This window comes from Sphingomonas jaspsi DSM 18422, assembly GCF_000585415.1.
GTDB classification, from domain to species: Bacteria; Pseudomonadota; Alphaproteobacteria; order Sphingomonadales; family Sphingomonadaceae; genus Sphingomicrobium; species Sphingomicrobium jaspsi.
Genome location: NZ_KK073876.1, coordinates 1574176 through 1588853 on the forward strand (window position 1 = coordinate 1574176; position 14678 = coordinate 1588853).

Here is a 14678-nt window from a genome sequence, read left to right on the forward strand (position 1 = left end):
CCGTCGGCATGGGACGTAAGTTTTTCGGCACCGACGGGATTCGCGGGCGCACCAACGTGGCGCCGATGACCGCGGAAATGGCGATGAAGGTCGGGCAGGCGGCCGGTGCACACTTCCTGCGCGGCGATCACCGCCATCGCGTGGTCATCGGCAAGGACACCCGCCTTTCAGGCTATATGATGGAATCGGCGATGGTCGCCGGCTTCACCTCGGTCGGCATGGACGTGGTCCTGCTGGGGCCGATGCCGACACCGGCGGTGGCGATGCTGACCAGGGAATTGCGCGCCGACATCGGCGTGATGATCAGCGCCAGCCACAACAAGTTCGCCGACAATGGCATCAAGCTGTTCGGGCCTGACGGCTATAAGCTGAGCGATGCGGACGAGATGGCGATCGAGGCTCTGCTCGACGAGGGCACGGCGCTGGTCGATGCCGGCAAGATCGGACGTGCCAAGCGGATCGACGATGCGCGCGGCCGCTACATCCACTTTGCCAAGGACACCTTTCCGCACCAGCTTCGCCTCGACGGGCTGAAGGTGGTGGTCGATTGCGCCAACGGGGCCGCCTACCAGGTCGCGCCCGACGCGCTGTGGGAATTGGGCGCGGAAGTCATCGCCATCGGTACCAAGCCCAACGGCACCAACATCAACGAAGGCTGCGGATCGACCGCGCCTTCCGCATTGCAGGAAACCGTCGTGGCGTCGGGCGCCCACGTCGGGCTGGCGCTGGACGGTGATGCGGACCGACTGATCGTGGTCGACGAAAAGGGCCAGCTGGTCGATGGCGACCAGTTGATGGCGCTGATCGCCACCTCGCAAAAGGCACGCGGCACGCTGAAGGGCGGGGCGCTGGTCGCCACCGTGATGTCCAACCTTGGCCTGGAACGCTATCTGGATAGTCAGGGTATCGGCATGCTGCGCACGTCGGTCGGCGACCGCTATGTGCTGGAAGCGATGCGCGAACATGGCTGCAATGTCGGCGGCGAACAGTCGGGGCATATCATCCTGAGCGACCATGCGACGACCGGCGACGGGCTGGTCGCAGGCTTGCAGGTGCTCGCCGCCCTCGTCGAAAGCGGCAAACCGGCGAGCGATGTGCTGCACCTGTTCGACCCGGTGCCGCAGTTGCTTAAGAATGTGCGCTTTGCGGGCGGCGCGCCGCTCGACGACGCATCGGTCAAATCGGTGATCGCCGAGGCCGAGGGGGCCTTGAACGGTCGCGGCCGACTGGTGATCCGCAAGTCGGGCACCGAACCGCTGATCCGCGTCATGGCCGAAGGCGACGATCCCCAGCTGGTCGAACAATGGGTCGACCGTATCTGCGAAGCAGTGGCGGCGGCATGAAGACGCCGCGCATCCTGATCATCGCCGGGTCGGACAGCGGCGGTGGCGCCGGTATCCAGGCCGATATCAAGACGATCACGATGCTGGGCGGGCATGCGATGACCGCGATTACCGCGGTGACTGCCCAAAACACGCAAGGCGTGACCGCGGTCCATGCGGTGCCGACCGAGACGGTGCTGGCGCAAATCGACGCGGTGGTCGCCGATATCGGCGTCGACGCCGTCAAGATCGGGATGATCGGGTCGCCCTTCACTGCCCTGCACATCGCCGCGCGGCTGGAGGCGCTGGAAGGGGTGCCGATCGTGTTCGACCCGGTGATGGTCGCGACCAGCGGGGCGAGCCTAGCCGACGACGGCACTATCGCTGCCTTCGGCAAGCTGATGGACGCCGCGACGCTGGCGACCCCTAATATGCCGGAATTAAAGCGGCTAACCGGCGAGGATGACGAGGTCAGCGGCGCGTTCAAGCTGGTGTCGCGTCATGGCTGCGCGGTGCTGATCAAGGGCGGTCACGAAGAAGGCGCGGCGCTGGCCGATGCTTTGGTCGAGGATGACAATATCACCAGCTGGCAGGGTTCGCGGATCGACACGACCAGCACCCATGGCACCGGCTGCACGCTCGCAAGCGCGATCGCCTTCTATCTTGGCGCTGGCCTGCCGCTGGCGCAGGCGGTCGAGCGCGGCCGCCTGTTCGTGCGCATGGCGCTGCACGAAGCAGCCGGGCTGGGCCACGGTCACGGCCCGCTCGGCCAGCAGAATGTGCGGATGGACACCGGCCTTGGCCTGCGGCTCAACCAGGTGACGGTGACCGGCAAGGACTATGCCAAGATGGTCGCCTTCTACCGCAAGCTTGGCCTCAAGCAGATCGTCGACAGCGAGGAAAATCTTTACGCCCGCTTTGAGGCCGGGGCGACGACCTTTTCGATCCAGTGCGATCCCGAGGCCGAAATCGGCGATACCGTCGCGGTCTATTTCGAATGCGACGATTTGGACGAGCGGGTCGAGCAGCTCGCGCGCAGCGGCATTCCGTTCGAACATGGCCCGCGCAACCAGCCGTGGATGTGGCGCGAGGCACGGCTGCGCGACCCGTCGGGCAACACCATTTTCCTCTACAAGGCGGGCGAGGCACGCCGTTTCCCGCCGTGGCGGATCGACGATAGCGAGCTCCCGGAACCGGCTGCGCCTGCTCCGCCGAGCCTGGAAGAGCTGCGCAGCGGCCCGACGCTCAGCAAGAAGCCACGCGAGCTGTCGTGATCGGCGGCGTCGACGAGGCGGGCAGGGGGCCACTGGCAGGGCCGGTGGTCGCGGCCGCCGTCATCCTGTGCGGCAAGGAAATCCGTGGCCTCGCCGACAGCAAAGTGCTGAAAGCCGCGGACCGGGCGAAACTGGCCGCGCGCATCCGAGAACGTTGCCATGTCGGGATCGGCATTGCGTCGGTCGAGGAGATCGACGCGATCAACATTTTCCAGGCGACGATGCTCGCCATGACCCGCGCCGCCGAAGCGCTGTGCGCGGTCGTCGGCTGCGATCCGGTTGAATTGCTGATTGACGGTAACATGACGCCCGCAGGCCGCAACACAGGTTGGCGCTGGCCGGCTCGGGCTATCGTCGGCGGCGATGCCAAGGAGCGCTGCATCTCGGCAGCGTCGATCGTAGCCAAGGAACATCGCGACGCGATCATGCTGGCAGAGCATCAGCGCCACCCTCACTATGGCTTCGACCGACACAAGGGATATGGCACGCCCGACCATCTGTCGGCATTGCGGACCCACGGACCGAGTCCGCTGCATCGCCGCAGTTTCGCGCCGGTGGCCCAGCTTACGCTTTTCTGAAGCCGACTGAGTCTTTCGAGTCACACCACAAGGGGTTGAGTCCGCGATGACTCTCGAGACTCAACATCTAGTGGTTTGGAATCGCGTGGATTCCTTTTGTTCTTCCGCGCCCACTGGGGGCGGGCTTAACGATCCCTTGACCGCGACTCCCGCCTGAATCACCGGTGGTCTAACACCATCGGGGACCTGAAATTTATGAACATGATCGCGCCGATTTCCGACCTGGGCCGTAGCCCGCGGACGCGCGCGCAGGCCAAGAAAGTCCTGCCGCTCGACACGATCCTGGAAGGCGATTGCATCGCCCAGATGCAGAAGATTCCCGACAAGTCCGTCGACATGATCTTCGCCGATCCGCCCTATAACCTCCAGTTGCAGGGCGACCTATTCCGCCCCGAAGGTGGCAAGGTCGATGCCTGCGACGATGCATGGGACAAGTTCGACAGCCTGGCGGCTTATGACGACTTCACCCGCGAATGGCTGGCGGAGGCGCGCCGCATCCTCAAGGACGACGGCACGATCTGGGTCATCGGCAGCTATCACAACATCTACCGCTGCGGCGCACTGTTGCAGGATGCCGACTTCTGGATCCTGAACGACATCGTATGGCGCAAGGCCAATCCGATGCCCAATTTCCGCGGCACCCGCTTCACCAACGCGCATGAAACGCTGCTGTGGTGTTCGAAGGACCCGAAGGCGAAATATACCTTCAACTACCGCGCGATGAAGGCGCTCAACGACGATCTGCAGATGCGATCGGACTGGGTGCTGCCGATCTGCTCGGGATCGGAACGCGTGAAGGACGAATTCGGCGAGAAAGCGCATCCGACGCAGAAGCCGGAAAGCCTGCTCTACCGCATCCTGCTCGCCTGCACCAAGCCGGGCGACGTCGTCCTCGATCCCTTCTTCGGTACCGGCACGACCGGCGCGGTGGCGCGCCGCCTCGGCCGCAAGTGGATCGGGATCGAGCGCGAGCGCAATTATGTGAAAGTGGCCCGCGCGCGCATCGACGCCACGCTGCCGCTCGACGAGAGCGCGATGATGGTGATGGCCGACAAGCGCAGCCAGCCGCGCGTCGCCTTCGGCCTGCTGGTCGAAAGCGGGATGATCCCGGCCGGCGCGACGATCACCGACAGCAAGCGTCGCTGGAGCGCCAGCGTCCGCGCCGACGGATCGATCGATTGCGAGGGCGAGGCCGGTTCGATCCACAAGGTCGGGGCCAAGCTGCAGGGGGCGCCGTCGTGCAACGGCTGGACCTTCTGGCACATCGAGCTGGACGGCAAGCTGCAGCCGATCGACGCCCTTCGCGTCAAGCATCTCGCCTCGTTATAAGAGGCCATGCGCACGCTTATCCGCCCAACGGGCTTCGTCGATTCCCCCTTCGGCCACGACGGCAAGGTCGCGCGGCTGGCTGGCGGGCTCAACTGGTTCGGCCTCGTCGAGCTGATCCGCGTCGAGGGCAATTGCCGGACGGGCCGCGAAATCGTGCCCGTAGAGGGGATCGAGCAACGATTGGACGAGCGGATGGCGTCCGATTGGTCGCGGCTAATCTCGGTCCGGGCGCCGCTGCAATTGCGCGAGCGGACGGTCCGGCTGGACCAGCCGCAGGTGATGGGCATCGTCAACGCGACGCCCGACAGCTTTTCCGACGGGGGCCAGCATGGCGATGCCGATGGCGCGGCGGAGGCCGGCGCCCGCATGGCTGCAGAGGGCGCCGCGATCGTCGATGTCGGCGGTGAATCCACCCGACCTGGCGCGCGAGAGGTGTGGGAGGGCGACGAGATAGAGCGCGTCCGGCCCGTCATCCAGAAGCTTGCGGCCAGCGGAACCGCCATCTCGATCGATACGCGCAAGTCGGGCGTGATGCGCGCGGCGATCGACGCAGGCGCCGCCTTGGTCAACGACGTATCGGCCCTGCTGTGGGACCCGAATGCCGCCGAACTCGTCGCGGCGGCGGGCGTTCCGGTAGTGCTGATGCATCATCAGGGCGACCCGCAGACCATGCAGGACGCACCGCGCTATGACGACGCGCTGGTCGAGATATACCTATGGCTCGAAGAGCGGATCGCCGCGGTGGAAGCCGCCGGGATTTCGCGGAGCAAGATCCTCGTCGATCCGGGCATCGGCTTCGGCAAGTCGGTCGCGCACAATCTTGAGCTGCTCAACGGCCTGGCCTTGTTTCACGGGCTCGGTTGCCCGGTCGTGCTGGGGGCCAGCCGCAAGCGGGTGATCGGCGCGCTGGCCGGTGAAGCGCCGGCCGACGCGCGGCTGCCCGGCAGCATCGCGCTGGCGCTGAAGGCGGTTGAGCAAGGCGCGCAAATTGTCCGCGTCCATGACGTTCCGGAGACGGTTCAGGCGCTGAAGGTCTGGCGCGGCCTCAGGGATGCGGCGCTGAGCCCGCGGCTGGCTTAGTCACCACGATCATCGGCCCGAGGTCTGTGAAATTGTCGAGCCGGTTGCCGGCCGGTTCCCACAGCGAACTCACCGATCCATCGAGGTAAAGCGCGTTTTCCATGTGCAGCCGGTCGCGCATGAAGCGGGCAAGGCGACCGAAGGAGACGGCGTCATCGCTGATGACGAACCGCGGCGTTCCGTCCGGCGCGATGCCGACGGCATTGCGGATGTAATGCGACGCGCCGTCTGGATCGATCTTGGGGTGCAAGGCGCCATCGATCAGCAACAACGGCCCGCTTTGGGTGGCATAGGCGATATTGCCGTCGTCCTTGTATCGGTCGGACGGGACGATGCCGACCGATCGGTCGCGACGTATCAAGAACACGCCGTTCGGCAGCAGGTGGAAGTTGCCGAAGCCGCGCCGACGGTTGATGGGCTGCCGCTGCTTGCCGTCGATCACCAGCAAGCCGATCGCACCGCCGCTTTCGTCGAACATCCCGCCGTTCATCGCGAACAGGACGGTGCTAGGGTCGACCTCCAGCTCCGTCAGGCGGCGTTTGCCGGACGCGATCGACACCCGTCCGTCGCCGGGATCGCAGATCGTGAAGCGGCTGCCTTCGAATTGTTCGATCGAGCAGGGCGAAGGAGGCTGGACGACCGACTGGTCGGCAGCCCCCTCGCAGCCGGCGAGGGTGAAAAGGACGATCGCGAGGACATGACGCATCGCGCCAGCCTGAACGCCCAGCCTCCGTCTGTCGAGCGCTAAGGCTTAGCGGACGCCGTGTTGAGCGAGGAAGTCGATCACGTCCTGGCGTTCGTCGTCCGGCAGGTCGTCGAAGCTCATCATCTGCGCCACGCTGCTGGTCGGGATGTCGCGCGGGTTCCAGTCGATTCGACCTTCGCCGTGCAAGTCCGTCAGTCGTTCCTTCAACCGCTCGCAGTCCCAGCTGTCGTCAAAGCCGTGGGCCATCGGCGGATAGTCGCCGGCGTCGAACCGCCGACCGACCATCGCGGCGATCCTGGTCACCGCCTGGTCGAAGTCGCTCTGCGGTTCATCGTCGCCCCAAGGGAAGTAATCCTCATTCGATGCGGTCAGCCACAGCACGCCTGCGGCGACGCCCGGATCTAGATCGGGCTGCTGGACGAGGAATTCCATGACCTTGAGATCATGTTCCCAGTTCCAATATTGCGCGACCAAATTGCGGCTTGCCGCGCTCCGCTGCGACAACCAGCCAACCGCTTCTTCCCAGTGCATCGGATCGACTTCCGATGGGGGCGGAGTAAAAGAAGGAAGTTCGGAATCCAGCGCCGCAAAGTCTGTCGGCTCCTGCTGCGACATCAGCACCTCGGCGACCGGCGCAATGTTCGGGCTGAGTACCGCACTGGTGTCCGGCTGCTGTTGCCGGGCGTGGTACGTCTCATTTTCGCGCGCAATTTCGGCTTCGCGGAACGCGCTGGCGGAAAAGGTGCGGTTACGCGTGGGAAGCTCGCTGACTTCTTCGGCCTTGCCGCCCTTGCTGAAGATGTTTTGCAAAAAGCCCATCTTGAGTCTCCAAATTCCCGTTCAGGCTGCGGTGTCGATGCCAAGCTCGCCGAGCTTGCGGTAAAGGGTCGATCGGCCGATGCCGAGGCGTCGCGCCACTTCGGTCATGCGGCCGCGGTAATGGCCGATCGCAAGACGGATGAGATCGGCTTCGATTTCGTCGAGGGTGCGAAGATGGCCATCCTGGCGAAACAGCGTCACTTGCGGACCACCCGATACCGCCGCGTCGGTCGATGCCTGACCGATATCCGGCGAAACGTCGCTCCGCCGCCCGCTGAAGCGCGACTGGACGGCGATATGCGGGAAGTCTTCGGCGGTCAGCGCCTGGCCGTCGGCCTGCAACGCGGCGCGAAACAGCACGCCGGCAAGCTGGCGCACATTGCCCGGCCAGCCATAGCGCATCAGGACGCCCAGCGCGTCGTTGCCGATCGACATGGCCTTCATGCCCGGCTCATTCGCGAAGCGCGTGAGCAGGTGGCGCGCCAAGGCAGGGATGTCGCCGCTGCGGTCGCGCAGGGGGGGCAGGTTGACGACCGTGGTGCCGATGCGTTCGGCAAGCCCGCCGTGAAAGTCGCCCGGAAGGGCCCGGCTGCTGGTCGCGACGATGCGGATGTCGACCGAATGCGATCCATTGCAGCCGACCGGGCGAACTTCGCCCGTGGCCAGCACACGATCCAGCTTGGCCTGCGTTTCCTTGGGCAGTTCGCCGACTTCGTCGAGGATCAGGGTGCCGCCGTCGGCCTCGACCAGCTTGCCGACCTTCTCCGAAAAGGCGCCCGGGAAGGCGCCGGGCACATGGCCGAACAATTCGCTTTCGATGATGTTGGCCGCAACCGCCTTGCAGTCCACGACCATCAACGGCCCGCGGGCGCGGAGGCTGGCGTGGTGGATCGCCCGGGCGAAAGTTTCCTTGCCGGTACCGGCTTCGCCGACGATCAGGATCGGCAAGCGGTTGCGCGCTGCCTTTGCCGCGATCGCCTGCGCCGACCGGAAGTCCGGCGAGGCGCCGACCAGCTCTTCCAACGCCAAGACGGGCGCCAGCTTTTCCGACAACGGCGCCAGTTCGCCATTGGGGCGACGTCGATCTGCATGGATCTGGAGGGCCTCAAGCAGGCGTTCGGGCGCGACTGGCTTGGCGAGATAGTCCGATGCCCCGGCCCGCATCGCTTCGACCGCGAGCGCGACCGACCCGCCTTCGGCAAGGACGATAATCGGCAGGGCCGCACGGCAGGTGCGCAGCGCCTTAAGCAGGTCTGGCCCGTCGATTTCGTCCCAGCTCGAGAGGATTGCGGCCTGCACTTCGCGGCCATGCGGGCCCTGCAACAGGCCGACCGCACTCTCCGAACAGGCTGCGCCGACCGTCGTCCAGCCAGCGCGCGATGCGACCGCTGAAAGCTGCCGACGCTCGTTGGCATCGGCATCCACCAGCAGCAGCGATCGAAGATTTTCCTCGCGCATTCCCAACTCCATTCGCGCCCCAGCTTAGGGGCAATGGGTAAAGGCGAGCTTAAGCGCGTTGAAAAAGGCGCTTGGGCGGCGCGAATAGGCTTGTTAAGACGACGGCGAAGACCAACCGTTTTTCGAAGGAATACGATGATGGCCGACACCAAGGCCCACCCGACCGCCACCGAAATGGATTACCCCGCCCACGAACGCAATTACAGCGGTTTCCTGACCCTGCTGAAGTGGGGCACGATCGCGTCGGCGCTGATCGCCGCCCTCGTCATTTACATCATCAGCAACTAGGTCCGCGCTTGAAGATCGCTGTCCTGAAGGAAGGCGGGTCGGAAACCCGCGTCGCCGCCATTCCTGAAACGGTGAAGAAATTCACCGGCCTCGGCGCGAGCGTCGCCGTGGAGTCAGGAGCAGGACAGCAAGCCGGCATAGCGGATGACGAATTTGCGTCCGCTGGCGCCGAGCTGGGCGATCGAAAGGCGGTCCTCAAGGACGCCGACATCATCCTTTGCGTGTCGGGACCCGACCCGGCCGGCCTGTCAGGTGCTAGGAAGGGCGCGCTGCTGGTCGGCGCGCTCGACCCGGTCCGCCGGACCGACGCGATCCGCGGCTACGCCGATGCGGGGCTTGAGGCGCTGGCGATGGAATGGATGCCCCGGATCACCCGGGCGCAGTCGATGGACATCCTGTCGTCGCAGTCCAACCTTGCGGGATACAAGGCGGTCGTCGACGCTGCATCGATCTACGGCCGCGCCTTTCCGATGATGATGACGGCCGCAGGCACGGTCAGCCCGGCCAAGCTGTTCGTGATGGGGGTCGGTGTCGCGGGCCTTCAGGCAATCGCCACCGGTCGTCGCCTGGGCGCACAGGTCAGCGCGACCGACGTCCGCTCGGCAACCCGCGAACAAATCCAGTCTCTTGGCGCCAAGCCGATCTTTGTCGAAGGCGTGGCTGGCATCGAGGGTGAAGGGCAGGGCGGCTATGCCGGCGAAACCAGTCCGGAATATCAGAAGGCGCAGGCTGAACTGGTCAGCAGCCATATCGCCAAGCAGGACATCGTCATCACGACCGCGCTTATTCCCGGTCGTGCGGCACCGCGACTGATCAGCGATGCGCAACTTGCAACGATGCGTCCCGGAAGCGTCATCGTAGACCTTGCCGCCGAGGCTGGCGGCAATGTCGAAGGGTGCGCGGCAGGCGAGATCGTCGAGCGCCACGGCGTGAAAATCGTCGGTGCCGTCCAGCTCTCACGGACGCTCGCCGCCGACGCCTCCGCCTTGTTCGCCCGCAACCTGACCAACTTCCTGACCGCCTTCTGGGACAAGGACCAGTCGGCGCCGGTCTTCCCGGACGACGACGAAATCGTTTCCGCGATCCGTTTGAGTCGCGATGGACGAATCGTGAACGACCGCCTGATCCAGGCCTAAAGCCAGACACCGCTTTGCGCACAAAAAGGGCCGGCGGAGCATCACGCCCGACCAGCCCGATCGATAACTTCGCTGTCTATAAACAACCAACTACGACCTGCGCCGAGCCGCAGATCGTATTGATTTCAAACATTAAAAGCCGGGAGCGGCCCGGCTTTAATGCTTAGCCGCGACTGCCAGCGCCGTCCCAGCCACCGCCGAAGAGCCAGGTCCAGAGACCGGTTTTCGACTGGGTCTTTTTCGTCTTCATGGTCGTCCCCTGTCAAAGCACGGCAAGACGTGCCGCTGAGGGGACATTAACCTTAATCGAAATGGTTAGCAACTCGTTAACTATTTACGCCACGACGCGACTCCTATTTGTGCCGATACGCTTGATCAGGCCTTCAAGACTGGTGGGACGGCCAATAATGAAGCCTTGGGCGACGTCGCAATTCATCGCGACCAGCAGGTCCATCGCCTCGTGCGTTTCCACCCCTTCGGCAACCACGGTTCGCCCGAGCGAATGGGCAAGGGCGATCGTCGACTGCACCATCACCATGTCGCTGCGATTGTCGCGCATCGATTTGACGAAGCTCTGGTCGATCTTGATTTCGGTCGCCGGAATTTTCTTCAGATATTCCAGCGTCGACAGACCGGTCCCGTAATCGTCGATCGAAATTCGGACACCGATGTCGCGCAGGCGGACCAGGCAGTCGATGTCGGCGCCGCTTTCGGTCATGGCGGCGGTCTCGGTCAGTTCCAGCGTCAGCCGTGCCGGATCGAGCCGATAGCGCTCGAGGACTGCCTTGACCTTCATCGGCAGACGTTTGTCGTGAAGCAGGCGGGCCGACAGGTTGACGGCCATGTCGAATTCGCCGTGTCGCTGGTTGACCTTGCTAGCCGCGGCGACGGCGGCGTCGAGCACGAAGAAGGTCAGCTTCTCAATGCGGTCGTGATGTTCGGCAGCGGCGACGAACTCGCTCGGGCTGATCGGCCCCTTTTCAGGGTGGGTCCAGCGCGCCAGTGCCTCGGCACCCCGGACAGTGCCGGTGGGAAGATCGAGCTGGGGCTGATAGGCGACCCAAACTTCGCCATTGTCGATCGCATCGTCGAGCTGGGCCAGCAGCGACAGCCGCCAGCCGGCGTCGCGTAAACGTTCCGGGTCGTGATACTTCCACTTGAGGCCTTCGCTCGCGGCTTCGTCGGCGGCGACAAGGGCAGAGCCGAAGCGGTTCGCCATCGATCGGCCACTGCCGACTTCGACGCCGAACGTGATCGCGATGTCGTAGCGGTCGCCCTGGACCCGGGCTGGGCTGCGGAACAATGCGTGCAACGCTTCGACATGATGGCCGATCGACGTGCCCTGGTCGATCGTCCAGCCGAAAATGCCGTCGTCGCCCTGATAGACGCGGGTCACCTGCGATCCGACGCCGAGGCGCTTCACGATCTGCTCGACGAAATCGCGCTCCGCTGACGCGGACATGGTCGAGGTCACCTGGGCAAAGTTGAGCACGCGGGCGGCGATGATCGGCCGGTCGCGCTCGTCACGTGCCCGCTTGAAGGCGTTGAGGTTGGGAAGCCCGCTGACCGGATTGACCAGCCCGCGCTGCTTGGAGTGACGCCAGCCCAGAACCCCGCTGATGACGCAGACGAGGAAAAGGCCGGGGGTAATGTCGACGAACAGGCCGTTCGCTTCGAGGGCGATCGGGCCGAGCAGCAACAGCGCGGCGGTAGCGGACAGGATGAGCGGCCGATTGGCCCGCTGCCACAGGAAGCAAAGCAGGACGGCCGCAATTGCCACCAGCAGGGAAGGGATCCAGCCCAGGTCATGCTGCTGACCCTTCATCAGCGTTTCGGCCGCGATGATGTGGACGTAGACGCCGCCGAACTTGCCCTGTCCGGGGATCATGAACTGGTCGTATTGCCGCCACGCGTCAGACCCGACGATGACGATTTTCCCGGCAAGGCGCGACGGATCGATCTTGCCTTCGATGACGTCCGACGCGCTGACCTTCGGGACGGTTTTGAGGTCGAACGCGTAGTCGACGCGGAAGCTTCCGCGGGTATTGTCGCCCTGGCCCGCCATGATCGAGGCGAAGGACGGGATCTGTCGTCCGTTCACCGGCAGTCCGCGTTCGATCTGCCACACTTCGTTGGCGTAATTATAGACCACCGCGATCGAGCCCATCTGCGCGTGGCGATAGAACATCGGCATCGACTGAGTGCCTTCGCCGACCAGCTCGAACGCGCCTTCCTTGGCCAGCGCGGCGAGGACGACATGGTCGTTGTTCTGCAGCGCTGCGGCCAGCGCCTGGTCTTCCTTCGGCTCGCTGGCTTCGGCGAAGACGACGTCGTGAAGCTGCATCTTGGGCTTCGCTTGCCCGATCTTCTCGACCAGTTGCGCATAGCGCGAGCGGGGCCAGGGCCAGCGGCCGATCGCCTGGCTGGACTTTTCGTCGAGCGCAACGAGGACGATGTCCCCGCTTACGGGTCGTTCATTGACATGATTGCGGACCGAGCGGAGCCGGTCTTCGGGATATTCGCCGGCGCCGATCAACCCGAACAGCAGCGACAGGCCGATCGCCCAAGCGAGCAGCTTGAAGGGAAATTTTCCTTCCGTGTCGGTCGTGGCTGCCTTTTTAAAGGGCATGTGCGCGTCAATCCCAGTTGCTAGCGCGCACCTTATGCGCACGAAAAGGTTATCAAATCGGAAACCCCGTTGCAGTTAACGACGGAGCTGGCACAGGCCGAACGCGCCCCTCGACAAGCCGTCCGTCGCTTGCCACAACCGTCCCAACAAAGCGGGGAGGGCGGTCGTGGACTTCATCTCGATCCTGTCGATTTTCGTGCTGGCCTGTTTCGTCGGCTATTATGTGGTCTGGTCGGTTACGCCGGCGCTTCACACCCCGCTGATGGCGGTTACCAATGCCATTTCCTCGGTCATCATCGTCGGCGCGCTAATCGCCGCGGCGGCGAGCGGCAGTGCGGGGTCGAAGTGGCTCGGCCTGGTCGCGGTGGCACTGGCGAGCGTGAACATCTTCGGCGGTTTCGCGGTCACCCAGCGCATGCTGGCGATGTACAAGAAGAAGGATCGCTAAGCGCATGGAACACGCCGCTTCGGTCCCCGCCTGGGTTCTCATCGCCTACCTGATTTCGGGCATCTGCTTCATCCTTGCGCTGCGCGGCCTGTCGAGCCCGGCCACCAGCCAGCGCGGCAACAAGCTCGGCATGGCCGGGATGGCGATCGCGGTGGGAACGACCCTTTGGACGCACTTTCCGGGTAATCTCTACTCCTCAGTGGGGCCGGCGCTTCCCGGAATCACACCCGGCACGAATGAAACATTCAACTTCGTCCCGAACGTGACAACGGCAATTGAGATTTTCGCCGCCATCGTCATCGGTGGCGGCATCGGCCTCGTCACCGCGCGGCGCATCCAGATGACGGCGATGCCGCAACTGGTCGCCGCCTTCCACAGCCTCGTTGGGCTTGCGGCGGTGCTGGTGGGCGCGGCGGCGTTCCTCAATCCCGGCGCGTTCGGTATCCTCGGGCCGGAGGGGATTCTCACCGTTAGCCGGGTCGAAATGGGCCTCGGCGTCGCGATCGGCGCGATCACGTTTTCCGGCTCGGTCATCGCCTTCTTGAAGCTCAACGGCAACATGAGCGGCAAGCCGATCCTGCTGCCGCTTCGCCATGTCATCAACTTGGGCACGCTGGCGGCTATCCTTGGCCTCATCGCCTATTTCACGATGGACCAGAGTCCTTGGATCTTCTGGACCGTGACCGCGCTCAGCTTCCTCATCGGCTTTCTGCTTATCATCCCGATCGGCGGGGCGGACATGCCGGTGGTGGTCAGCATGCTCAACAGCTATTCGGGCTGGGCAGCGGCGGCGATGGGCTTCACGCTGCACAACACCGCGATGATCATCACCGGCGCGCTGGTCGGCTCGTCGGGCGCGATCCTCAGCTACATCATGTGCCGCGCCATGAACCGCAGCTTCATCAGCGTGATCGCCGGCGGCTTCGGCGGCGATGCCGTCGCGGCGGGCGGTGCAGCGGCGCAGATCGACCGGCCCTACAAGCGCGGCAGCGCCGAGGACGCGGCCTTCCTGATGAAACAGGCCGACAAGGTCATCATCGTCCCCGGTTACGGCATGGCGGTTGCCCAGGCGCAGCACACGTTGCGCGAAATGGCGGATCTGCTCAAAAAGGAAGGGGTGGAGGTCAAGTTCGCCATCCACCCGGTGGCGGGCCGGATGCCCGGTCATATGAACGTGCTGCTGGCCGAAGCGAACGTGCCTTATGACGAGGTGTTCGAGCTGGAAGACATCAACAGCGAGTTCGCCCAGGCCGACGTCGCCTTCGTCATCGGCGCCAACGACGTCACGAATCCGGCCGCCAAGACCGACAAGAGCTCACCGATCTACGGCATGCCGGTGCTCGACGTCGAAAAGGCACGGACCGTGCTGTTCATCAAGCGATCGATGGGTGGCGCGGGTTACGCGGGTGTCGACAATGAACTCTTCTACCGCGACAACACCATGATGCTGCTCGCCGACGCGAAAAAGATGGTCGAAGAGATCGTAAAATCGCTCGGTTAGGTGCCGAGAGATTTTTCGATCTTGTGAAGTCGCTCGGTTAACCGCTTGACCGCAAATTGCCGGTCCGCATCGGCGAAGCGAGCCGCCCGAGCGACGAATTTTGTCGCAGC

The 14678-nt window shown here is 64.3% G+C and carries 13 protein-coding genes; 9 read left to right on the forward strand and 4 right to left on the reverse strand.

All coding sequences use genetic code 11. The annotated features are described in order from the left end of the window. Positions 1-8 precede the first annotated feature (8 nt). The 5 genes from glmM to folP all read left to right on the forward strand — a co-directional run bounded on the left by glmM (position 9) and on the right by folP (position 5583). Positions 9-1343 carry a phosphoglucosamine mutase gene (glmM, locus tag G570_RS08180; RefSeq protein ID WP_037501068.1) on the forward strand — a complete coding sequence of 445 codons (1335 nt, stop codon included), beginning with the start codon at positions 9-11 and terminating at the stop codon, positions 1341-1343. After that, positions 1340-2596, forward strand: coding sequence for a bifunctional hydroxymethylpyrimidine kinase/phosphomethylpyrimidine kinase (thiD, locus tag G570_RS08185; protein WP_084607616.1), 1257 nt, complete (start codon positions 1340-1342; stop codon positions 2594-2596). Before glmM ends, thiD begins: the two co-directional genes overlap by 4 nt. Then, the gene (locus G570_RS08190) at positions 2593-3174 is read left to right on the forward strand and encodes a ribonuclease HII (protein WP_037501070.1); all 582 of its coding nucleotides are present in this window, start codon (positions 2593-2595) and stop codon (positions 3172-3174) included. The genes thiD and G570_RS08190 overlap by 4 nt, the downstream gene beginning before the upstream one ends. A gap of 201 nt (positions 3175-3375) precedes the next feature. Next, on the forward strand, positions 3376-4503 hold the full coding sequence (locus G570_RS08195; protein ID WP_281169526.1) for a site-specific DNA-methyltransferase: 1128 nt from the start codon (positions 3376-3378) through the stop codon (positions 4501-4503). A gap of 6 nt (positions 4504-4509) precedes the next feature. Further along, positions 4510-5583 carry a dihydropteroate synthase gene (folP, locus tag G570_RS08200; RefSeq protein ID WP_037501074.1) on the forward strand — a complete coding sequence of 358 codons (1074 nt, stop codon included), beginning with the start codon at positions 4510-4512 and terminating at the stop codon, positions 5581-5583. Here folP and G570_RS08205 read toward each other — a convergent pair. From G570_RS08205 to G570_RS08215, 3 genes are read right to left on the reverse strand one after another with little or no spacing between them, the layout of a single operon-like run. Further along, on the reverse strand, positions 5549-6289 hold the full coding sequence (locus G570_RS08205) for a phosphodiester glycosidase family protein (protein ID WP_037501077.1): 741 nt from the start codon (positions 6287-6289) through the stop codon (positions 5549-5551). The two genes, folP and G570_RS08205, sit on opposite strands and share 35 nt — an antisense overlap. A gap of 45 nt (positions 6290-6334) precedes the next feature. Continuing rightward, positions 6335-7108 carry a cytochrome c family protein gene (locus G570_RS08210; RefSeq protein ID WP_037501081.1) on the reverse strand — a complete coding sequence of 258 codons (774 nt, stop codon included), beginning with the start codon at positions 7106-7108 and terminating at the stop codon, positions 6335-6337. 21 nt (positions 7109-7129) lie between these two features. Beyond that, on the reverse strand, positions 7130-8566 hold the full coding sequence (locus tag G570_RS08215; protein ID WP_037501084.1) for a sigma-54-dependent transcriptional regulator: 1437 nt from the start codon (positions 8564-8566) through the stop codon (positions 7130-7132). 138 nt (positions 8567-8704) lie between these two features. On the opposite strand from G570_RS08215, the gene G570_RS13420 reads away from it, so the two are divergent. Both G570_RS13420 and G570_RS08220 read left to right on the forward strand, forming a co-directional pair. Next, the gene (locus tag G570_RS13420) at positions 8705-8854 is read left to right on the forward strand and encodes an aa3-type cytochrome c oxidase subunit IV (protein ID WP_084607750.1); all 150 of its coding nucleotides are present in this window, start codon (positions 8705-8707) and stop codon (positions 8852-8854) included. Positions 8855-8862: 8 nt separating this feature from the next. Continuing rightward, on the forward strand, positions 8863-9990 hold the full coding sequence (locus tag G570_RS08220; RefSeq protein ID WP_037501087.1) for an NAD(P) transhydrogenase subunit alpha: 1128 nt from the start codon (positions 8863-8865) through the stop codon (positions 9988-9990). Positions 9991-10324: 334 nt separating this feature from the next. Here G570_RS08220 and G570_RS13215 read toward each other — a convergent pair whose 3' ends face one another. Next, positions 10325-12619, reverse strand: a complete 2295-nt coding sequence (locus G570_RS13215) for an EAL domain-containing protein (protein ID WP_051504193.1) — start codon at positions 12617-12619, stop codon at positions 10325-10327. Positions 12620-12785: 166 nt separating this feature from the next. Between G570_RS13215 and G570_RS08230 the strand changes: the two genes are divergently transcribed. Both G570_RS08230 and G570_RS08235 read left to right on the forward strand, forming a co-directional pair. Next, a complete protein-coding gene (locus G570_RS08230) occupies positions 12786-13067 on the forward strand; it encodes an NAD(P) transhydrogenase subunit alpha part 2 (RefSeq protein ID WP_037501090.1) in 282 nt (93 codons plus the stop codon). A gap of 4 nt (positions 13068-13071) precedes the next feature. Beyond that, positions 13072-14568 carry an NAD(P)(+) transhydrogenase (Re/Si-specific) subunit beta gene (locus tag G570_RS08235; RefSeq protein WP_037501091.1) on the forward strand — a complete coding sequence of 499 codons (1497 nt, stop codon included), beginning with the start codon at positions 13072-13074 and terminating at the stop codon, positions 14566-14568. The last annotated feature ends 110 nt before the right edge of the window (positions 14569-14678 follow it).

Excerpts from the sequence above, each read along its gene's own strand:
- glmM (WP_037501068.1), top strand. The coding sequence starts at position 9 with ATGGGACGTAAGTTTTTCGGCACCGACGGGATTCGCGGGCGCACCAAC.
- thiD (WP_084607616.1), top strand. The coding sequence starts at position 1,340 with ATGAAGACGCCGCGCATCCTGATCATCGCCGGGTCGGACAGCGGCGGT.
- G570_RS08195 (WP_281169526.1), top strand. The coding sequence starts at position 3,376 with ATGATCGCGCCGATTTCCGACCTGGGCCGTAGCCCGCGGACGCGCGCG.
- folP (WP_037501074.1), top strand. The coding sequence starts at position 4,510 with ATGCGCACGCTTATCCGCCCAACGGGCTTCGTCGATTCCCCCTTCGGC.
- G570_RS08205 (WP_037501077.1), bottom strand. The coding sequence starts at position 6,289 with ATGCGTCATGTCCTCGCGATCGTCCTTTTCACCCTCGCCGGCTGCGAG.
- G570_RS08210 (WP_037501081.1), bottom strand. The coding sequence starts at position 7,108 with ATGGGCTTTTTGCAAAACATCTTCAGCAAGGGCGGCAAGGCCGAAGAA.
- G570_RS08215 (WP_037501084.1), bottom strand. The coding sequence starts at position 8,566 with ATGCGCGAGGAAAATCTTCGATCGCTGCTGCTGGTGGATGCCGATGCC.
- G570_RS13420 (WP_084607750.1), top strand. The coding sequence starts at position 8,705 with ATGGCCGACACCAAGGCCCACCCGACCGCCACCGAAATGGATTACCCC.
- G570_RS13215 (WP_051504193.1), bottom strand. The coding sequence starts at position 12,619 with ATGCCCTTTAAAAAGGCAGCCACGACCGACACGGAAGGAAAATTTCCC.
- G570_RS08235 (WP_037501091.1), top strand. The coding sequence starts at position 13,072 with ATGGAACACGCCGCTTCGGTCCCCGCCTGGGTTCTCATCGCCTACCTG.